At 74.0% G+C, this 18,666-nt stretch carries 18 protein-coding genes; 11 read left to right on the top strand and 7 right to left on the bottom strand.

Translation table 11 applies throughout. From position 1 onward, the window contains the following. Positions 1-71: 71 nt before the first annotated feature. From ACZ4MU_RS16055 to hmgA, 3 genes are all read right to left on the bottom strand, one after another. Positions 72-1,274, bottom strand: coding sequence for a type ISP restriction/modification enzyme (locus tag ACZ4MU_RS16055; protein WP_467876181.1), 1,203 nt, complete (start codon positions 1,272-1,274; stop codon positions 72-74). Positions 1,275-1,693: 419 nt separating this feature from the next. After that, positions 1,694-2,476, bottom strand: coding sequence for a GntR family transcriptional regulator (locus tag ACZ4MU_RS16050; protein ID WP_467876178.1), 783 nt, complete (start codon positions 2,474-2,476; stop codon positions 1,694-1,696). Positions 2,477-2,621: 145 nt separating this feature from the next. Beyond that, a complete protein-coding gene (hmgA, locus tag ACZ4MU_RS16045) occupies positions 2,622-3,941 on the bottom strand; it encodes a homogentisate 1,2-dioxygenase (RefSeq protein WP_467876176.1) in 1,320 nt (439 codons plus the stop codon). A 105-nt stretch (positions 3,942-4,046) separates the two neighbouring features. Here hmgA and ACZ4MU_RS16040 point away from each other — a divergent pair, with 105 nt between their 5' ends. From ACZ4MU_RS16040 to ACZ4MU_RS16010, 7 genes are all read left to right on the top strand, one after another. Next, positions 4,047-4,652 (top strand): TetR/AcrR family transcriptional regulator, encoded by a 606-nt coding sequence (locus ACZ4MU_RS16040; protein WP_467876173.1) that lies wholly within the window; start codon positions 4,047-4,049, stop codon positions 4,650-4,652. A gap of 114 nt (positions 4,653-4,766) precedes the next feature. Continuing rightward, positions 4,767-6,986 (top strand): molybdopterin oxidoreductase family protein, encoded by a 2,220-nt coding sequence (locus ACZ4MU_RS16035; RefSeq protein WP_467876172.1) that lies wholly within the window; start codon positions 4,767-4,769, stop codon positions 6,984-6,986. Between the two features lie 173 nt (positions 6,987-7,159). Beyond that, entirely contained in the window at positions 7,160-8,536 is a 1,377-nt protein-coding gene (locus tag ACZ4MU_RS16030; RefSeq protein WP_467876369.1) for a CitMHS family transporter, read from the top strand. A 157-nt stretch (positions 8,537-8,693) separates the two neighbouring features. Further along, positions 8,694-9,326, top strand: a complete 633-nt coding sequence (locus ACZ4MU_RS16025; RefSeq protein WP_467876169.1) for a hypothetical protein — start codon at positions 8,694-8,696, stop codon at positions 9,324-9,326. Beyond that, positions 9,313-10,119 (top strand): class F sortase, encoded by an 807-nt coding sequence (locus ACZ4MU_RS16020; protein ID WP_467876167.1) that lies wholly within the window; start codon positions 9,313-9,315, stop codon positions 10,117-10,119. The genes ACZ4MU_RS16025 and ACZ4MU_RS16020 overlap by 14 nt, the downstream gene beginning before the upstream one ends. Before the next feature lie 94 nt (positions 10,120-10,213). Then, a complete protein-coding gene (locus tag ACZ4MU_RS16015; protein WP_467876165.1) occupies positions 10,214-11,608 on the top strand; it encodes an aldehyde dehydrogenase family protein in 1,395 nt (464 codons plus the stop codon). Positions 11,609-11,717: 109 nt separating this feature from the next. Continuing rightward, positions 11,718-12,800: a Zn-dependent alcohol dehydrogenase gene (locus ACZ4MU_RS16010; RefSeq protein ID WP_467876366.1), complete on the top strand. Its 1,083-nt coding sequence runs from the start codon at positions 11,718-11,720 to the stop codon at positions 12,798-12,800. Here the strand turns inward: ACZ4MU_RS16010 and ACZ4MU_RS16005 are convergent. The 3 genes from ACZ4MU_RS16005 to ACZ4MU_RS15995 all read right to left on the bottom strand — a co-directional run bounded on the left by ACZ4MU_RS16005 (position 12,797) and on the right by ACZ4MU_RS15995 (position 15,236). After that, the gene (locus ACZ4MU_RS16005) at positions 12,797-13,774 is read right to left on the bottom strand and encodes a DMT family transporter (RefSeq protein WP_467876162.1); all 978 of its coding nucleotides are present in this window, start codon (positions 13,772-13,774) and stop codon (positions 12,797-12,799) included. The genes ACZ4MU_RS16010 and ACZ4MU_RS16005 overlap by 4 nt on opposite strands. A 61-nt stretch (positions 13,775-13,835) precedes the next feature. Further along, the gene (locus tag ACZ4MU_RS16000) at positions 13,836-14,534 is read right to left on the bottom strand and encodes an ArsR/SmtB family transcription factor (RefSeq protein ID WP_467876160.1); all 699 of its coding nucleotides are present in this window, start codon (positions 14,532-14,534) and stop codon (positions 13,836-13,838) included. A gap of 18 nt (positions 14,535-14,552) precedes the next feature. Beyond that, positions 14,553-15,236 (bottom strand): TetR/AcrR family transcriptional regulator, encoded by a 684-nt coding sequence (locus ACZ4MU_RS15995; protein WP_467876156.1) that lies wholly within the window; start codon positions 15,234-15,236, stop codon positions 14,553-14,555. Between the two features lie 91 nt (positions 15,237-15,327). On the opposite strand from ACZ4MU_RS15995, the gene ACZ4MU_RS15990 reads away from it, so the two are divergent. The 3 genes from ACZ4MU_RS15990 (at position 15,328) to ACZ4MU_RS15980 (ending at position 17,530) form a co-directional block, all read left to right on the top strand. Continuing rightward, positions 15,328-16,479, top strand: a complete 1,152-nt coding sequence (locus tag ACZ4MU_RS15990) for an acyl-CoA dehydrogenase family protein (RefSeq protein WP_467876154.1) — start codon at positions 15,328-15,330, stop codon at positions 16,477-16,479. A gap of 59 nt (positions 16,480-16,538) precedes the next feature. After that, positions 16,539-16,826: a YiaA/YiaB family inner membrane protein gene (locus tag ACZ4MU_RS15985; RefSeq protein WP_358836023.1), complete on the top strand. Its 288-nt coding sequence runs from the start codon at positions 16,539-16,541 to the stop codon at positions 16,824-16,826. Positions 16,827-16,903: 77 nt separating this feature from the next. Continuing rightward, positions 16,904-17,530: a TetR/AcrR family transcriptional regulator gene (locus ACZ4MU_RS15980; protein WP_467876151.1), complete on the top strand. Its 627-nt coding sequence runs from the start codon at positions 16,904-16,906 to the stop codon at positions 17,528-17,530. A 32-nt stretch (positions 17,531-17,562) separates the two neighbouring features. On the opposite strand, the gene ACZ4MU_RS15975 is transcribed toward ACZ4MU_RS15980, so the two are convergent. Further along, a complete protein-coding gene (locus ACZ4MU_RS15975; RefSeq protein ID WP_467876148.1) occupies positions 17,563-18,024 on the bottom strand; it encodes a MaoC family dehydratase in 462 nt (153 codons plus the stop codon). Positions 18,025-18,151: 127 nt separating this feature from the next. Here ACZ4MU_RS15975 and soxR point away from each other — a divergent pair, with 127 nt between their 5' ends. Then, positions 18,152-18,661 (top strand): redox-sensitive transcriptional activator SoxR, encoded by a 510-nt coding sequence (soxR, locus tag ACZ4MU_RS15970; RefSeq protein WP_467876146.1) that lies wholly within the window; start codon positions 18,152-18,154, stop codon positions 18,659-18,661. Positions 18,662-18,666 lie beyond the last annotated feature (5 nt).

The raw sequence follows: 18,666 nt of genomic DNA, 5'->3' as shown, positions 1-18,666 counted from the left end.
CTTATCGTGGCGAGGGCACTTTTGTCACGGACGGCCCGGCGGCGGTTGTCCGACGGCTTCGGCGGCTCTTCTCAGAGGAGGGTCAGCTGGCCGTCCGGACCCTCCTCCGGGTGGTCGAGTACGGAGGCGGGGCGGCGGGCCGACGGCGGTACGGGCAGGACGCCCGCCTCGACGAGCCTCGCGCGGGCCAGACGGGGGCCGTCGGCCAGCTCCCGTGTCCGCGGGCGCAGTTCGTCGAGCAGGGCCAGGACGGTGATGAGCTCAAGGAGGTCGGACGTCCACTCCTGCGGCCAGACCGCGGGCCGCAGGGCCTCCAGGGTGCCCGGCTCACCGTTCCGGGCGCGCCGCTCGAACCACGCCTCCAGGACGCGCACCCCGCTGACCTCGAACTCCCAGGCGCCCCGCGGTACCGGGGAGACGCGGCCCTCGCCGAGGTACAGGCTCTCGTCCTGGGGGTCGTAGCGCAGGGCGTCGGGGCGGGGCGGGATCGCGGCCCGCACGTACGGCCGCCGGCCGCCGGGCAGCCGGGGCTTCTCGCCGCCGCGCGCCCCGCGCACGGTCAGCTCGGTGATCCGGTGCCCCAGCTCCACGCCGTGCGCCCAGAGGGCGGGGTCCGGGGTGAGCGGGACCGCGCACCCGGTGGGGGAGGGCTGGGCGGCGGCCACGATCCAGGCGAACAGGTCCTCGGCGGCGACCTCCTGCCCGTACTCCTTGCCCAGCAGGGCGAGCAGGCCCGGCGTGATGTTGGGCTCGGCGGCGCCCGGGCGGCGGTAGAGGGGGCGGATGCGGCCCGGGCGCCCGGCCAGCGGGCGGCCGTCGGGGAGCAGGGCGGAGACGGTGAGGGCGGGGCCGGGGGCCTTCGGCAGGTGCCCCTGCTCCACGGCGAACAGCTGCCGCGCGTCGGCGACCCGCCACAGCTCCGGGCGGGCGGCGTCCAGGAGGCGGTGATCGGGTATCAGCCACTGCTGGTCGAAGGGGCCGTGGGTGAAGCGGACGGGGGCGGGGCAGGGGCCGGACTCCAGGGCGAGGGGGGCGGTGCCCGCGGGGTCCGGGACGGGCAAGGGGAGGGGGAGGGCGGGGACGCGGGTGTGCAGGGTGCGGGTGCGGGTGGGGCGGAAGAGGAGTTCGCGGGTCGGGGCGTCTGCTTGGACGAGGGTGGTCCAGCGGGTTCTGAGTGTGCGGGCGTCCGGGGCGGTGGGCCAGGGGCGGCCTGGGCGCAGGGGGGCCACGGACCAGGGCATCAGGTCGTCGAGCGGCTGCGGGTCGTCACTCACGGGGGCCCATGCTAGGGGGGTGGCGGGGGGTTTTGGCCCCTCCCCGCCCCTTCCCTGAACCCTCCGGGGGTGGGCGCGGGGTAATGCCGTTCTCCGGGGGCCCCGCCCCCGGCCCCCTGGCGGGGCTCCGCCCCTGCGCCCCGGTCGGGTCCACCCGCGGGGTGGGGGTGCTCGCGCCGCTCGGGGTGCCTCCGGGGTGTTGTTCGTCTGCGGGCGGGTGGTGGCTTGCTCGCGCAGTTCCCCGCGCCCCTGAGTACCTAGGGGCGCGGGGAACCGCGCGCTCGGCCACGCACGGTCCGCAGACGAGAGCCGGGCCAAGAGGGGCGCGGGGAACTGCGCGGGCAACCCACCACCGGTCCGCAGACGAGAGCCCGGGCGGGCTCAGCCACAGAGCAAACCGCCGTCATGACATCGCCCCGCTACCGCGAAGCCTCCACCGTCACCGAGAACGAGAAGCGGTCCCCCCGGTACCGGATGCGGGCCACGTCCACCACCCGGCCCGACGCGTCGTACGACACCCCCGTGTAGTGCAGGATCGGGGACAGCAGCGGGACCTCCAGGAGTTCTGCCGTGCGGGGGTCCGCCAGCCTGGCCTCCACCGTGTCCGTGATCCGGCTGATCCGCACCCCCACCGAATCCCGCAGCACCTTCGTCATCGGCCACCGTTCGAGGTCGCGGACGTCGATTCCGGCCGCGAGTTCGGGCCGGACGGCGTTCTCCGCCCAGTTCGTGGGCTCGCCACTCTCCCCGTCGCGGCGCAGCCGGCGGTAGGTGACGACCGAGTCGCAGTCGGGGAAGTACTCCGCGAGCTCCCCCGGCACCGGCTCCGTGCCGTGCCCCAGCACCGTCGTCGGCTCGCCCGACTGCTGCGCCACGATCGCGTCGATCGAGCCGAGCAGCCGCACCGGCGCCCCGCGCCGCGCGGCCGGCTCGATGAACGTGCCGCGCCGCCGGTGCCGGGTGATCAGCCCCTCCTCCTCCAGCTCCTTCAGCGCCTGCCGCATGGTCAGCACGCTCACGCCGTAGTGCGCGGCCAGCCGCTCCTCGGTGGGCAGCCGCAGCGAAGCGTCGGGAGTGCGGCCCAGTATGGAGGCGCGCAGGGACTGCGAGACCTGGTACCACAGCGGCAGCTTGCGGTTCAGGACCAGCGAGTCCGGGGCGAAGGAGGAGGCCGGGGGCGTTGCGGGGGTCGAGGAGGTCACGGGCATTCCGTATCAGGCTCCGGGGCGCGGCGGAAGGTGCGGCTCAGGATCCGGCGGCGGGGCACCGGCAGGATCCGGCGGCGGAGCGCCGGGCGCACCGGGCGCCGCACCGGGCGCACCGGCCGCGCCGGGACGGCCGCGCGGGTCACGCGCGGAAGTGGCGCTCCAGCCCCCGCCACACGTCGTCGTACCCCCGCTGGAGGTGCTCGGCCGACGCCGCCTGCTCCGTCGCGGTCACCGGCCACCGCGTCTCGAACATGAACGCGAGACCGTCGTCGATCTTCTGCGGCTTCAGCTCGGCCGCGCTCGCCCGGTCGAACGTCTCCCGGTCGGGCCCGTGCGCCGACATCATGTTGTGCAGCGAGCCCCCGCCCGGCACGAAGCCCTCCGCCTTCGCGTCGTAGGCGCCCTCGATCAGGCCCATGTACTCGCTCATCACGTTGCGGTGGAAGTACGGCGGCCGGAACGTGTCCTCGCCGACCAGCCAGCGCGGCGCGAAGACCACGAAGTCGACGCCCGCGAGGCCGGGGGTGTCGGAGGGGGAGGTGAGGACCGTGAAGATCGAGGGGTCCGGGTGGTCGTAGGAGATGGTGCCGATGACGTTGAAGCGGCGCAGGTCGTACACGTACGGGACGTGGTTGCCGTGCCAGGCGACGACGTCGAGCGGGGAGTGGTCGTACGTCGCGGTCCACAGGTTGCCGCAGAACTTGTTGACCACCTCCACCGGGCCCTCCGCCTCCTCGTACGCCGCTGTCGGGGCGAGGAAGTCCCGGGCGTTGGCGAGGCCGTTGGCGCCGATCGGGCCGAGGTCGGGGAGCTGGAAGGGCTGTCCGTAGTTCTCGCACACATAGCCGCGGGCCGTCTCGTCGAGGAGCTCGACGCGGAAGCGCACCCCGCGGGGGATCAGCGCGATCTCGCCGGGGCGGGCCGCGAGCAGGCCGAACTCGGTGCGCAGCAGCAGCCCGCCGCGCTCGGGGACGATCAACAGCTCGCCGTCCGCGTCGCTGAAGACCCGGTCCATGGAGGCGTTGGCGTGGTAGAGGTGCACGGCCATGCCGGTGCGCTGGGTGGCGTCGCCGTTGCCGCCCAGCGTCCACAGGCCCGCCAGCCAGTCCGTGCCGGCCGCCGGCTCCGGCAGCGGGTTCCAGCGCAGCCGGTTGGGGTCGGGCACGGTCTCGGTGAAGGGCGCGCTGCGCAGACGGCCGTTGTCGGCGCGGACGAAGGCGGGGTGGGCGGCGGACGGCGTGATCCGGTACAGCCAGGAGCGGCGGTTGTGCGCCCTCGGCTCGGTGAACGCGGAACCGCTCAGCTGCTCCGCGTAGAGCCCGAGGGGGGCGCGCTGCGGCGAGTTCCGGCCATGCGGCAGGGCGCCGGGAACCGCCTCGGAGCTGTGCTCGTTACCGAACCCGGGGGAGTACGACAGCGTCTGCGCCGTCTTCCTTGCCTGCTCGCTGCTGGTGGTCATCCGCCGCTCCCGCCGCTGAAGAATCCTGCAATCCTATGGGTCACCGTAGGATTCGGATCGGACCGCGTCAACGGCAGAACCGGCCGAGCGCGGCATGATGGGGCCGTGCCCCATGCGAATCTCCGCCGCGCCCCCGTGCAGCAGCGCAGTGCCGAGCGCCTCACCCGGATCCTGGACGCCTGCGCCGAGCTCCTGGACGAGACCGGTTACGACGACCTCTCCACCCGGGCCGTGGCCCAGCGGGCGGGCGTGCCCATCGGCTCGGTGTACCGCTTCTTCAGCAACAAGCGGGCGCTCGCGGAGGCGCTCGCCGCCCGCAACCTCGACCGGTTCGCGGACATCGTCGGCGCCCGGCTCGCCACCATCGAGCCCGAGGACTGGCGCGGGGCGGTCGACGCGGTGCTGGACGAGTACCTGGTCCTGAAGAAGACCGTGCCCGGCTTCAACCTGGTGGACTTCGGCGGCCCGCAGCCGGTCGCCGACCCCGCCGCCGACGCCAACCACCTGCTGGCCGAGCGGCTCGCCGAACTGCTCCCCGCCCAGTTCGGCCGCGCCCCCGACGCGGAGCTGCGCCTGACGATCCTGGTCGCGGTCGAGGCGGCGGACGCCCTGCTGCGGCTCGCCTTCCGCACCGACCCGGCGGGGGATGCGGGCATCGTCTCCGAGACCCGGGAGCTGCTGCACGCGTATCTGGCCCGGACCCTGGGCTGAGCCGGCGACCCCCGGGCGCGGGGACGGCCTCCCGCGGCCCTCGCCACCATGCCTACCGGTCGGTATGCTCGGACCGCCCGAGCGTCACCCGCCGCCGCCCCCGGGAGGACCCCCATGTCCGCACTGCGCATCTGTCCCCTCTGCGAAGCCACCTGCGGGCTGACCCTGACCATCGAGGGAACCCGGGTCACCGGTGCCCGCGGCGACCGGGACGATGTCTTCAGCCGGGGGTTCATCTGCCCCAAGGGCGCCTCCTTCGGGGAGGTCGACGCCGACCCCGACCGGCTCACCGCGCCCCTGGTCCGCCGCGACGGGCGGCTGGTGGAGGCGACCTGGGACGAGGCGTTCGACCTGGTCGCGGAGCGGATCCGGCCGGTCGTCGAGACGTACGGCGCAGACGCCGTCGGGGTGGTGCTCGGCAACCCCAACGTCCACACCATGGCCGGCGCCCTCTATCCGCCCGTACTGCTCGGCGCCCTGCACACCCGCAGCCTCTTCACCGCCAGCACCCTCGACCAGATGCCCAAGCACGTCTCCAGCGGGCTGCTCTTCGGCGACCCGTTCGCCATTCCGGTGCCCGACCTCGACCGCACCGACCATCTGCTGCTGCTCGGCGCCAACCCCCTGGAGTCCAACGGGAGTCTGTGCACCGCGCCGGACTTCCCCGGCAGACTCAAGGCGCTGCGGGCGCGCGGCGGCACCCTCACGGTCGTCGATCCGCGCCGCACCCGGACCGCGAAGCTGGCCGACCGCCACCTCGCCCCGCGTCCCGGCACCGACGCGCTGCTGCTCGCCGCGCTCGCCCACGTCCTGTTCGAGGAGAAGCTGACCTCGCCCGGCGGACTCGCGGACGTGGTGGAGGGGCTGGCCGAAGTCGAGGAGGCCGTAAGGGAGTTCACCCCCGACGCGGTCGGGGCGGCCTGCGACCTCGACCCGGACGAGATCCGAGCCCTCGCCCGCGAACTCGCCGCGGCGCCCGCCGCCGCCGTCTACGGCCGCATCGGCAGCTGCACGGTGGAGCACGGCACCCTGGCCAGCTGGCTCGTCGACGTCCTCAACATCCTCACCGGCAACCTGGACCGGCCCGGCGGCGCGCTCTTCCCGCTCTCCGCCACCGACCGCGCCCCGCGCCCGGCCGGGCCCGGCCGGGGCTTCGAGATCGGCCGCTGGCGCAGCCGGGTCGGCGGTCACCCCGAGGCCAAGTCGGAGCTGCCCGCCGCGGCCCTCGCCGAGGAGATCGAGACCCTGGGGGAGGGGCAGATCCGGGCGCTGATCGTGTGCGCGGCGAACCCGGTGCTCTCCGCCCCCGACGGCGACCGGCTCGACCGCGCGCTGGACGGCCTCGACTTCATGGTCAGCGTGGACCCGTACCTCAACGAGACCTCGCGCCACGCCGACGTCGTGCTGCCCCCGCCGCCGCCCTCGCAGAGCGCCCACTTCGACTTCGCCTTCAACGCCCTGGCCGTACGCAACCAGGTCCGCTACACCCGCCCCGCCGTGCCGCTCGCCGAGGGCGCGCTCGACGAGTGCGAGATCCATGCCCGGCTCGTCCTGGCGGCGACCGGGATGCACGGCGCCCCGCCGGACTCCGTGGACGCGATGGTCGTGGAGCGCACCCTGGCCAAGGCCGTGGCCGACCCGCACGCGGCCGTGCACGGACGCGACGCCAAGGAGCTCGCCGCGCAACTGACCGGTGAGAGCGGCCCCGAGCGGCGTCTGGACATGATGCTGCGGCTCGGCCCGTACGGCGACGGCTTCGGCGCCGACCCCGAGGGCCTCAGCCTGGAGCGGGTGCTCGCCCACCCGCACGGCATCGACCTCGGGCCGCTGCGGCCGCGGCTGCCGCAGGTGCTGCGGACCCGCAGCGGGCGGATCGAGCTGCTGCCCGCCCCGATCGCCCAGGACCTGCCCCGGCTGCGCGCGGCGCTGGACGCGCGCCCCGACGGGCTCGTCCTGGTCGGCCGGCGGCATCTGCGCTCCAACAACAGCTGGCTGCACAACATCCCTTCCCTGAACGGCGGTTCCAACCGCTGCACCCTGCACGTCCACCCCGAGGACGCGGCGCGCCTCGGCCTGCGCGAGGGCGGCCTCGTCCGCGTCACGGCGGACGGCGGCGAGGTGACGGCCCCCGTGGAGATCACCGACTCGGTCCGCGCCGGGGTCGTCAGCCTGCCGCACGGCTGGGGCCACGACCGCCCGCAGACCCGGCTGGGGGTCGCCGCCGGACGGCCCGGGGTCAACGTCAACCAACTGCTCGACGGCTCGCGGCTCGACCCGCTGTCGGGGACGGCGGTGCTCAACGGCTTCCCGGTCGGGCTGGTGGCACTCGGCTGACCGCCGCACCCGCCGACCGTCGCACTCCGTAGGCCGTCGCACTTCGTTGACCTGGGGTTTTGCTCGTATTGCTCACACGTCAACGTCTTGCTGACGCCGGAAGGGCCGCCCTAACGTCATCCGCACCGCCAGCCCCCTGGTGGGAGTTCAAGGGTGAACGTTAGGTGTCCTCCATGCTGACCGTCCTCGGCTTCACCATGATCGCGACCTTCCTGGTGCTGATCATGCTGAAGAAGCTGTCGCCCATCGCGGCGCTGGTTCTGATCCCCGCCCTCTTCTGCGTCTTCGTGGGCAAGGGTGCCCACCTCGGCGACTACGTGGTCGACGGCGTGGGCAAACTCGCCCCCACCGCCGCGATGCTGATGTTCGCGATCATCTACTTCGGGGTGATGATCGACGTCGGCCTCTTCGACCCGGTCGTCCGCGGCATCCTGCGGTTCTGCAAGGCCGACCCGGTGCGGGTGGTCGTCGGTACGGCGGTGCTCGCCGCCATCGTCTCCCTCGACGGCGACGGCTCGACCACCTTCATGATCACGGTCTCCGCGATGTACCCGCTCTACAAGCGGCTGGGCATGAGCCTGGTGGTGATGACGGGAGTCGCCGCCACCGCCAACGGCGTGATGAACACCCTGCCCTGGGGCGGCCCGACCGCCCGCGCCGCCACCGCCCTCAAGCTCGACGCGTCCGACATCTTCGTCCCGATGATCCCGGCCCTCGCGGTCGGCCTGGTGGCGGTCTTCGTCCTGGCGTACGCGCTGGGCCGCCGCGAGCGCGCACGGCTCGGCCACCTCACGCTCGACGAGGTCCTGGAGCCGGAGAGCGAGAGCGTCCTGGTGGCGGCGGGCGGCTCCGAGCCGCCGCGCCCGGCCGTATCCGGCGGGGGCGGGCAGGCGTCCGGGACCGACGGCTTCCAGGGACTCGACGCCGGGCGCGCGACGCTGCGCCCGAGGCTGTACTGGTTCAACGCGGCCCTCACCGTGGTGCTGCTCACCGCCATGATCATGGAGTTGCTGCCGATCCCGGTGCTGTTCCTGCTCGGCGCGGCGCTCGCGCTCACCGTCAACTTCCCGCACATGCCGGACCAGAAGGCCCGGATCGCCGCCCACTCCGAGAACGTCGTCAACGTGGCGGGCATGGTCTTCGCGGCGGCCGTCTTCACCGGGGTCCTCAACGGCACCGGCATGGTCAAGCACATGGCCGACTGGCTGGTCGGCGCCGTACCCGACGCCATGGGCCCGCACATGGCGCTGGTCACCGGCGTGCTGAGCCTGCCGCTCACGTACTTCATGTCCAACGACGGCTTCTACTTCGGCGTCCTGCCGGTCCTCGCGGAGGCCGGGGCCGCGCACGGCGTCTCCTCCGTGGAGATCGCCCGCGCCTCGCTGGTCGGACAGGCGCTGCACATGTCGAGCCCGCTGGTTCCGGCCGTGTACGTCCTGGTGGGCATGGCCAAGGTCGAGTTCGGCGACCACACCCGGTTCACGGTGAAGTGGGCGGCGCTCACCTCGCTGGTGGTCCTCGGTGCCGGGATCCTCTTCGGGATCGTCTGACGGGGGCGCGGGAGCGGGGCGCGGGGAGGGGGCGCTGCGCCGGACGGGCGACATCGGGCGGTTCGTCCGGCGCTGCTCCGCCGTTTCGCCGGGCGGATGTGAAAGAGAGTCAGACGAAAGGTCGATTTATATGACAATCTGACTCGAAGGAAAGCGCATGCCTGCCTCCTCACCTCCGCGCCCCACCGTCCGCCGCCCCGCCGCCACCGCCGCCGCGGCCCTCGCCCTCGGGCTGGCCGGAGCCGTCCTGGCCGGGGCGCCCGCCGCCCACGCCGCCCCCGGCGCCAACGGCGACGTGAAGATCCACAACCTGGGCACCCCGTTCACCGACCAGCGCGACGAGCCCAAGGTCTGCGGGTTCTACCTCGACGGGTTCAACTTCGACCCGAAGCAGAACATCAGCTGGTCGATCCAGACGCAGCCGCTGCGGGCGGGCGGCGCGACCCTCAACGGCGCCATCCCGCTGCCCACCGGCGTCGGCCACACCCTGCCGCTGACCCTCCCGGACGGCCAGTACAAGCTCACCTGGAACGTCGTCGGGGCCACCGGCCCCGGCAAGACGAAGGTCTTCAAGGTCGACTGCAGCCCGGTCACCGGCCCCTCGGGCGTCCCCAGGAGCATCCTGCCCAACGGCGGCCCCAACGCCGGCGGCGGCGGTCTGGCCGGGAACGACGGCGGCTCCGGCGACGGCGTCTCCCCGGCGGCGGGCGCCGCGGCCCTCGGCCTGATCGGTCTCTCCGGGGCGCTCTTCGTGCGACGGCTGCGCCGGCGCCCGCATGGCGCCGCGTAACGGTCCCCCCAGGCCCCTCCACCACTCCCGCGCCTACCGGCTGACGCGGACGGCGGCGCTGGCCGTGACCCTGGTCGTCGGCGGCGTCTGGTGGGCCCAGGACGACGGGTCGGTCGCACCGGTCGTCATGGGCACGCCGGGGGCCGGGGGCGCGACGGCGCCCTCGGCCCCCACGGGGGGCGACGGGGACGAGCAGCACCCGGGGGCGTCCGCGCCCCCGGGCGTGGCGGGGGCCAAGCCGGGGGCGGGCCGCCCCGTCCCGGGCGGGCGCGGCCGGTCCGCCGGGCCCCGGGCCGCGCCCCGCCCGCCCCGGCCGCTGCCGCCGTCCCGGGCGACCGGCCTCGCCATCCCGTACTTCAGCCTGCGGGCGCCGGTCGTCGGCCTCGGCCTCGACCGGGCGCACCGCCTGGCCACGCCGCCGGTCGACGACCCCAAGCTGGTCGGCTGGTACCAGGGCGGGCCCACCCCGGGCGAGACGGGCACGGCCGTCGCCGTGGGCCACCGCGACACCCGCACCGGGGCGGCCGTCTTCGCCAACCTCGCGATGCTGCGGCCCGGCCGGCTCGTCGAGGTCCGCCGGGCCGACCGCAGGACGGCCGTGTACACGGTGGACGCGGTCCGCAAGTACGACAAGGCGGGCTTTCCCGACGAGGAGGTGTACGGCGCGCGGAACCGGCCCGAGCTGCGGCTGATCACCTGCGGCGGCAAGTTCGACCGCAAGAAGGGCTACGAGAGCAATGTCGTGGTCTTCGCCCACCTGACCGCCGTCCGGGGCCCGGGCCGGACCGCATAACCTCCTTCCGGCGCCCCCGACCGCAGGTGGCCCTGGTGCCGGAAAACTACCGGCGCTAGTTTGGGTGCACTGTCCCAGACCCAGGAGGAGTGCGATGAACGCCCACGACGGGATGTACATAGACGGCCGGTGGACGCCCGCCGCGGGCGGCGACACGATCGCCGTGGTGAACCCGGCGGACGAACGGGTCATCGCCCACGTCCCGGCGGGCACCGCCGAGGACGTCGACGCGGCGGTGCGCGCGGCCCGCGCGGCGCTGCCGGGCTGGGCCGCGACTCCGCCCGCCGGGCGCGCCGCGCTGATCGCCGCCCTGCGCGACCGGCTCGCCGCGCGCAAGGACGAGATCGCCGAGACCGTCACCGCCGAGCTCGGGGCGCCCGCGCAGTTCGCCCAGCAGGTGCACGTCGGCCTGCCGATCGCGGTCGCCGGTTCGTACGCCGAACTCGCCGCCTCGTACGCCTTCGAGGAGCGGATCGGGAACTCGACGGTCTTCCACGAGCCGGTCGGCGTGGTCGGCGCGATCACGCCCTGGAACTACCCCCTGCACCAGATCGTCGCCAAGGTCGCCCCGGCGCTCGCCGCGGGCTGCACGGTCGTGCTCAAGCCCGCCGAGGACACTCCGCTCACCGCGCGGCTCTTCGCCGAGGCGGTCCACGAAGCGGGGCTGCCCGCCGGGGTGTTCAACCTGGTCACCGGGCTCGGCCCGGTCGCGGGCCAGGCGCTCGCCGCGCACGAGGACATCGACCTCGTCTCCTTCACCGGCTCCACGGCCGTGGGCCGCCGGATCGGCGCCACGGCGGGCGGGGCCGTCAAGCGCGTCGCCCTGGAGCTGGGCGGCAAGTCCGCCAACGTCGTCCTGCCCTCCGCCGACCTCGCCAAGGCGGTCGCCGTCGGCGTCGCCAACGTCATGAGCAACGCCGGGCAGACGTGCAGCGCCTGGACCCGGATGCTGGTCCACACCGACCGGTACGAGGAGGCGGTGGAGCTCGCCGGGGCCGCCGTCGCCAAGTACCCGGCGGGTGACCGCGTCGGCCCGCTGGTCAGCGCCAGGCAGCGGGAGCGGGTGCGCGGCTACATCGCCAAGGGGGTGGCCGAGGGCGCCCGCCTCGTCGCGGGCGGCGCCGAGGCACCGCTGGAGCGGGGCTACTACGTGGCGCCCACCGTCTTCGCCGACGTCACCCCCGAGATGACCATCGCCCAGGAGGAGATCTTCGGTCCGGTCCTGACGCTGCTGCGCTACCAGGACGAGGAGGACGCCCTGCGGATCGCCAACGGCACGGTGTACGGGCTCGCGGGCGCGGTCTGGGCCGGGGACGAGGCCGAGGCCGTGGCCTTCGCCCGGCGGATGGAGACCGGCCAGGTGGACATCAACGGCGGCAGGTTCAACCCGCTGGCCCCGTTCGGCGGCTACAAGCAGTCCGGCGTCGGCCGCGAGCTCGGCCCGCACGGCCTGACCGAGTACCTCCAGACCAAGTCCCTTCAGTTCTGAGCGGTTCTGCGACTCCGCAGCCCTGAAGCCCCTCAGCCTGAGGCCCCGCAGTTCCGACGCCCCGCCCCTGTCGCCTTTCCGATCGCCTTTTTCCGAACCCGGGAGCAGCATCGTGGTCCGCGCCGCCGTCCTTCCCTCCATCGGCTCCCCGCTGGAGGTCACCGAGATAGAACTCCCCGAGCCCGGCCCGGGCCAGGTGCGGGTCCGCCTCGCCGCCGCCGGGGTCTGCCACTCCGACCTGTCGCTCTCCAACGGCACCATGCGCGTGCCGGTCCCCGCCGTCCTCGGCCACGAGGGTGCGGGCACGGTCGTCTCCGTCGGCGAGGGGGTCGCCTCGGTGGCGCCGGGCGACGGCGTCGTCCTCAACTGGGCGCCCTCGTGCGGCACGTGCCACCCCTGCTCGCTGGGCGAGGTGTGGCTCTGCGTGAACGCGCTCAACGGCGCCGGCGCGGTGTACGCGCGCACCGCGGCCGGGACCGACCTCCACCCCGGTCTCAACGTCGCCGCGTTCGCGCAGGAGACGGTGGTGGCGGAGAACTGCCTGCTGCCGCTGCCCGAGGGCATCCCGCTCACCGAGGCCGCCCTCCTCGGCTGCGCGGTCCTCACCGGCTACGGCGCGATCCACCACTCCGCCCGGGTGCGCGAGGGCGAGACGGTCGCGGTGTTCGGCGTCGGCGGCGTGGGCCTGGCCACCCTCCAGTCGGCCCGCATCGCGGGCGCCGCGCGGATCGTGGCGGTCGACGTCTCCCCGGCCAAGGAGGAGCTGGCCCGGCGGGCGGGCGCAACCGACTTCGTCGTGGCCTCGGAGACGACCGCCAAGGACATCCGCAAGCTGACCGGCGGCCACGGCGTGGACGTGGCCGTGGAGTGCGTCGGGCGCGCGGTGACCATCCGTACCGCCTGGGAGTCCACCCGGCGCGGCGGGCGCACCACGGTCGTCGGCATCGGCGGCAAGGACCAGCAGGTCTCCTTCAACGCCCTGGAGATCTTCCACTGGGGCCGTACGCTCTCGGGCTGCGTCTACGGCAACAGCGACCCGGCCCGCGATCTGCCGGTGCTCGCCGAGCACGTGCGGGCCGGGCGGCTCGACCTGGGGGCGATGGTCTCGGAGCGGATCGGGCTCGACGGGATCCCCGCCGCCTTCGAGAACATGCTGGCGGGCAAGGGCGGCCGGGCCCTGGTGCTCTTCTAGAGGGGGGTCTTCCAGCCGGCCGCGGTCTCCGGCTCCGGCGCCACGGGGACGCCCGCACCCACGGCTTCCGTACGGTCCGTACGGCGCCGGGGGCGGGAGCGGGAGACCGCCACACCCGCGAGGCAGAGGGCGCCGCCGAGAAGAGTGAGCCCGGCGGGGACCTCGTCCAGCACCAGCCAGGACATCAGCACCACCAGCGTCGGCACCGCATAGGTGGTCGCGCCCATCCGGCCCGCCGTCGTACGGGCCAGGGCGTACGCCCAGGTGGTGAAGGCGAGCGCGGTCGGGAAGACGCCCAGACAGACCATGGTGAGGGTCGCCGAGGCCGGGGCGCGGGCGGCCTCACTCACGAGCTGCCCGCCGAACGGCAGGCAGACCGCGGTCCCCACCAGGCAGCCGAAGAAGGTCACCTGGAGCGCGCTGCCATGGGCGAGCGCGGGCTTCTGCGCCACCACCCCGGCCGCGTACGCCACCGCCGCCAGCAGGCACAGCGCCACCCCGAGGGCGTTGGCGCCGCCCTCGCCGGACATCGACAGACCGACCGCCACCGCGCCCGCGAACGAGATGCCCATGCCCGCGACCAGCCGGGGCGGCAGCCGCTCGCCGAGGAAGCGGGCGCCGAGCAGGGCTATCAGGACGGGGCCGATGTTGACGACCATCGCGGCCGTCCCCGCGTCGATCCGCTGCTCGCCCCAGTTCAGCACCACCATGTAGAGCCCGAACCACAGCAGGCCCGAGAGCGCTGTGCCGCGCCGGGCGGCCCGCGGCGGCAGCCCCTCGCGCCGGACGGCCATGAGCACGCCGAGCACGACGGTGCCCGAGAGCAGCCGGCCCAGGGCGAGCGCCCCGGGCGAGTAGGCGTCACCGGCGCTGCGGATCGACACGAAGGCCGAGGCCCACAGCACCACGGAGACTCCGGCGGCGGCGAGGGCGAGGCCTTCGCAACGGCGCCCGGGGTGCGAGGAGTTCGTCATGTGCCGACGGTACGGCCGCGACGGTTCGGCGCTCGCCGAACCGTCGTCCGCGCCCGCCGGGTCACCGCAGGCTCGCCTTCTCCACGCCGAGCAGCTCCGAGAGCGCCTCCTCGCCCGCGGGCGTCACCCGCACCGCCCGCTCGGACCCGATCCGTACACACCACTCGGCCTCCAGCGCGTGCGCGCACAGCACGGCCCCGGCCACTCCGGCCAGATGCGGGCGGCGCTCGGTCCAGTCCAGGCACGAGCGCACCAGCGGGCGCTTGCCGCCGGGGGAGAGGTCGAGCCCCAACTCCCCGTACCAGCGCACCCCTTCACGCGTCAGGGCGAACCCGGCGTCCTGGGTGAGCAGCCCCCGTACCGTCATCGCGTCCGTGACGGCGATGCCCAGGCGGCCGGCGAGGTGGTCGTAGCAGGTGCGCCCGCGGGCCATCGCGCTGCCCGCCGAGGCGGCCCGCAGGGTGCGGGGCCTGTCCGGCGCCGAGGTCCGGGCCGCCAGCTCCTCGACGAGATGGGCGGTCCCGGCGTCGGCCAGGCACACATACCGGTGCCGCCCCTGCCGCTCCTCGCGGAGCAGGCCGCCCGCGACCAGCTTGCCCAGGTGCTCACTGGCCGTGGAGGGGGCGACCTTCGCGTGCCGCGCCAGCTCGCCGGCCGTCCAGGCGCGCCCGTCCAGGAGCGCCAGGCAGAAGGCCGCGCGGGTCTCGTCGGCGAGCAGCGCGGCGAACGCCGCCAGTCCGGATCCCGTGGTGGTGGTCATACCCCAAGGATGCCGCTGTCACCGTTCGGCCGGGGCCGAACCGCGGGCGAGGGGGCGGGGGCGGCCGGGCAGCGCGTCGTACTGCGCCTGGAGCCCGTCGAGCAGGGCCCGCAGCCCGGTCTCGAACGCGCCCTCGTCGATCTCCTCCTGGCGCTCGGCCAGCAGATGGGCCTGGCCGAGATGGGGGTAGTCGGCCGGGTCGTACGCGCTCTCGTCGGCCACGAAGCCGCGGGCGAACGAGCCCAGGGCCGAGCCCATGACGAAGTAGCGCATCAGGGCGCCGATGCGGGTGGCCTGGGCGGGCGGCCAGCCCGCCGCGACCATCCCGCCGAAGACCGCGTCCGCGAGCCGCAGCCCCGCCGGGCGGCGGCCGGGGCCCTGGGCGAGCACCGGGACGATGTGGGGGTGGCGGCTGAGAACGGCCCGGTAGGAGAGGGCCCAGTCGTGCAGCGCGGTGCGCCAGTCCCGGCCGTCGCCCTCCTCGAACATCGCCAGGTCCACCTGGGCCGAAGTCGCGTCCGCCACCGCCTCCAGGATCTCGTCCTTGGTGCGGAAGTGGTTGTAGAGGGAGGGCCCGCTCACCCCCAGCTCGGCGGCGAGGCGGCGGGTGGAGACGGCCGCGAGCCCTTCGGCGTCCACGAGCGCGCTCGCCGCCGCGACGATGCGGTCGTGGCTGAGGAGGGGCTTGCGCGGTCGGGCCATGCGGCACATAGTAGGCGTGCGCATGGAAAACTAGCAGTGGTAATTAAATGGTGGCCGACCGGCCGCCCGGACTACCTGGGGTGCGAGCGGGATGAACCTGGAGCTGAGCGAGGAGCAGGCCGCGGTGCGGCGGCTCGCCGAGGACTTCGTCGCCCGCGAGGTCACCCCGTACGCCGCCGCCTGGGACCGGGCCGAGAACGTCGACAAGTCGATCGTGAAGAAGCTGGGCGCGCTCGGGTTCCTCGGCCTCACCCTCCCCGAGGAGTACGGTGGCTCCGGCGGCGATCACCTCGCGTACTGCCTGGTCACCGAGGAGCTCGGGCGCGGCGACTCCTCGGTGCGCGGCATCGTCTCCGTCTCCCTCGGCCTGGTCGCCAAGACCCTCGCGCACTGGGGCAGCGAGGAGCAGAAGCGCGCCTGGCTGCCCCGGCTGGCCTCCGGCGAGGCGCTGGGCTGCTTCGGGCTCACCGAGCCCGGGACCGGCTCGGACGCCGGGAACCTGGCGACCCGCGCGGTCCGCGACGGCGGCGACTACGTGATCAACGGCTCCAAGATGTTCATCACCAACGGCACCTGGGCCGATGTGGTGCTGCTCTTCGCCCGCACCAACGACACCCCGGGGCACCGCGGCGTCTCCGCCTTCCTGGTGCCGGCCGACACCCCCGGTCTGAGCAGGCGCGCCATCCACGGCAAGCTCGGCCTGCGCGGCCAGGCGACCGCCGAGGTGGTCCTCCAGGACGTCCGGCTGCCCGCGGACGCGCTGCTCGGACCGGAGGGCAAGGGGTTCTCGATCGCCATGTCCGAGCTGGCCAAGGGGCGCATGTCGGTGGCGGCCGGCTGCGTCGGCATCGCCCGCGCGGCGCTGGACGCGGCGGTGGCGTACGCCGGGCAGCGCGAGCAGTTCGGCCGGTCCATCGCGCACTACCAGCTGGTCCAGGAGCTGATCAGCGACATCTCCGTGGACGTGGACGCTGCCCGGCTGCTCACCTGGCGGGTCGCCGATCTCATCGACCGGGGCGAGGAGTTCGCCACCGCCGCCTCCAAGGCCAAGCTCTTCGCCTCCGAGGCCGCCGTGCGCGCGGCCAACAACGCCCTCCAGGTGTACGGCGGTTACGGCTACATCGACGAGTACCCGGTCGGCAAGCTGCTGCGCGACGCGCGCGTGATGACGCTGTACGAGGGCACCAGCCAGATCCAGAAGCTGATCATCGGCCGCGCGGAGACGGGCGTCTCGGCCTTCTGAGTACGTCCTGAGTACGGGAGCGGATGTGGCGCCGGACACCCGCGCCGCATGCTGGGCCCATGAGTGAGACACCGGTCAAGCAGCAGAACACGGCCGCGTACTACGGACAGGCCGTCGCGTCCTTCGCCCTCGCCCTCGGGGCCACGGCCATCGGCATCACCCGGCTCCACGCCGACGCCTGGGTGCGCGGCTTCCTCGGCATAGCCGTGCTGTACCTGGTCACCTCCGCCTTCACGCTCGCCAAGGTGGTCCGCGACCGCCAGGAGGCCGGGCAGATCGTCAGCCGGGTCGACCAGGCCCGCCTGGAGAAGCTGCTCGCCGAGCACGACCCGTTCCAGAAGCTGTGACGCCGGTGCCGCGGCACCGGCTCTAAGCGCTTGCTCACCTTCGGGGTATGGTGTTCGTCCGAAGGAAGGGGCAGGCGATGGGTGCGGCTGAGGAGATGGCGGTGGGCGAGGACAGGCCGTGGGGCGAGGTCACGCCCGAGGCCGCCCGGAGGCTGCTCGTCGCCGCCGTGGAGGCCTTCGCGGAGCGCGGCTACCACGCCACGACGACCCGGGACATCGCGGGCCGCGCCGGGATGAGCCCGGCCGCGCTCTACATCCACTACAAGACCAAGGAAGAGCTGCTCCACCGGATCAGCCGGATCGGCCACGACAAGGCCCTGGAGATCCTGGAGACGGCGGCGGACGCCCCGGGCACCGCCGCCGAGCGCCTCGCGGACGCCGTGCGCTCCTTCGTGCGGTGGCACGCCGGGCACCACATGACGGCTCGCGTGGTCCAGTACGAGCTCGACGCGCTCGGCGAGGAGCACCGCACCGAGATCGTGGGGCTGCGTCGGCGCAGCGACGCGGCCGTGCGGCGCATTCTCAACGAGGGCGTGGCGGCGGGCGAGTTCGACGTGCCGGACGTCCCCGGCACCACGCTCGCGGTCCTCTCGCTCTGCATCGACGTGGCCCGCTGGTTCAACACGGAGGGCCGGCGCACACCGGACGAGGTGGGGGCGCTCTACGCGGACCTGGTGCTGCGGATGGTGGGGGCGGGCGCCTAGGGGCGCTGCCGCCCGCAGGTGAGCCCACGCCCTCAGAAGAAGTACCGCGACACCGACTCCGCCACGCACACCGGCTTCTCGCCGCCCTCGCGCTCGACCGTGACCTTCGCGGTCACCTGCACACCGCCGCCCGCCTCCGCCACGTCGGTGAGGACCGCCGTGGCCCGCAGCCGGGAGCCGACCGGCACCGGGGCGGGGAAACGGACCTTCTCGGTGCCGTAGTTGATGCCCATCTTCATGCCCTCCACGCGCAGCACCTGCGGTACCAGCGCGGGCAGCAGCGAGAGCGTCAGATAGCCGTGCGCGATGGTCGTCCCGAACGGCCCGGCCGCCGCACGCTCCGGGTCGACGTGGATCCACTGGTGGTCCCCGGTGGCATCGGCGAACAGGTCGATGCGGCGCTGGTCGATCTCCAGCCAGTCGCTGTACCCGAGGGGCTCGCCCACTCCGGCCTTCAACTCGTCGGCGGAGGTGAAGATCCTCGGCTCTGCCATGCCCGGTTCCTGCCTCTCTCGCATGCTTCGGCTGTCTTTGCGCCTCCACTGTCCAAGCGCTTGCTCAGCATGCTGGGGCCAGTGCCCGCTGTCAACGGTGATCCGCCCGCGCAGTAGGGTTCGAGGAGTGCCGCAGATTCCGGAGAAGGTCCATGAACTCACGGTCGGTCAGCTCTCCGCCCGTAGCGGGGCGGCCGTGTCCGCCCTGCACTTCTACGAGTCCAAGGGCCTGATCAGCAGCCGCCGCACCTCGGGCAACCAGCGCCGCTACAGCCGTGACGTGCTGCGCCGGGTCGCCTTCGTCCGGGCCGCCCAGCGCGTCGGCATCCCGCTGGCCACCATCCGCGACGCCCTCGCCGAACTCCCCGAGGAGCGCACCCCCACCCGCGAGGACTGGGCGCGGCTCTCCGAGGCCTGGCGCTCCGAGCTCGACGAGCGCATCAAGCAGCTCAACCGGCTGCGCAACCACCTCACCGACTGCATCGGCTGCGGCTGCCTGTCGCTGGAGACCTGTGTCCTGTCCAACCCGGACGACATCTCCGGCGAGCGCCTCACCGGCTCGCGGCTGCTGCCCGAGCGCAGGAAGCAGCAGCGGGCCGCGCCCGCGCCCGACCCCGCTTCGTGCACGGCCTGCTAGCCGTA

The organism is Streptomyces sp. NPDC026377 (assembly GCF_055567715.1).
Note: the sequence above shows the minus strand (reverse complement) of the source record. Positions and strands in the feature narration are given on the sequence as shown.

What these genes read in the sequence shown, in the direction of transcription:
- ACZ4MU_RS15990 (WP_467876154.1), top strand. Translation starts at nt 15,328, where the DNA reads ATGAACCTGGAGCTGAGCGAGGAGCAGGCCGCGGTGCGGCGGCTCGCC.
- ACZ4MU_RS15995 (WP_467876156.1), bottom strand. Translation starts at nt 15,236, where the DNA reads ATGGCCCGACCGCGCAAGCCCCTCCTCAGCCACGACCGCATCGTCGCG.
- hmgA (WP_467876176.1), bottom strand. Translation starts at nt 3,941, where the DNA reads ATGACCACCAGCAGCGAGCAGGCAAGGAAGACGGCGCAGACGCTGTCG.
- ACZ4MU_RS16030 (WP_467876369.1), top strand. Translation starts at nt 7,160, where the DNA reads ATGCTGACCGTCCTCGGCTTCACCATGATCGCGACCTTCCTGGTGCTG.
- ACZ4MU_RS16035 (WP_467876172.1), top strand. Translation starts at nt 4,767, where the DNA reads ATGTCCGCACTGCGCATCTGTCCCCTCTGCGAAGCCACCTGCGGGCTG.
- ACZ4MU_RS16015 (WP_467876165.1), top strand. Translation starts at nt 10,214, where the DNA reads ATGAACGCCCACGACGGGATGTACATAGACGGCCGGTGGACGCCCGCC.
- ACZ4MU_RS15985 (WP_358836023.1), top strand. Translation starts at nt 16,539, where the DNA reads ATGAGTGAGACACCGGTCAAGCAGCAGAACACGGCCGCGTACTACGGA.
- ACZ4MU_RS15980 (WP_467876151.1), top strand. Translation starts at nt 16,904, where the DNA reads ATGGGTGCGGCTGAGGAGATGGCGGTGGGCGAGGACAGGCCGTGGGGC.
- ACZ4MU_RS16000 (WP_467876160.1), bottom strand. Translation starts at nt 14,534, where the DNA reads ATGACCACCACCACGGGATCCGGACTGGCGGCGTTCGCCGCGCTGCTC.
- ACZ4MU_RS15975 (WP_467876148.1), bottom strand. Translation starts at nt 18,024, where the DNA reads ATGGCAGAGCCGAGGATCTTCACCTCCGCCGACGAGTTGAAGGCCGGA.
- ACZ4MU_RS16005 (WP_467876162.1), bottom strand. Translation starts at nt 13,774, where the DNA reads ATGACGAACTCCTCGCACCCCGGGCGCCGTTGCGAAGGCCTCGCCCTC.
- ACZ4MU_RS16020 (WP_467876167.1), top strand. Translation starts at nt 9,313, where the DNA reads ATGGCGCCGCGTAACGGTCCCCCCAGGCCCCTCCACCACTCCCGCGCC.
- ACZ4MU_RS16025 (WP_467876169.1), top strand. Translation starts at nt 8,694, where the DNA reads ATGCCTGCCTCCTCACCTCCGCGCCCCACCGTCCGCCGCCCCGCCGCC.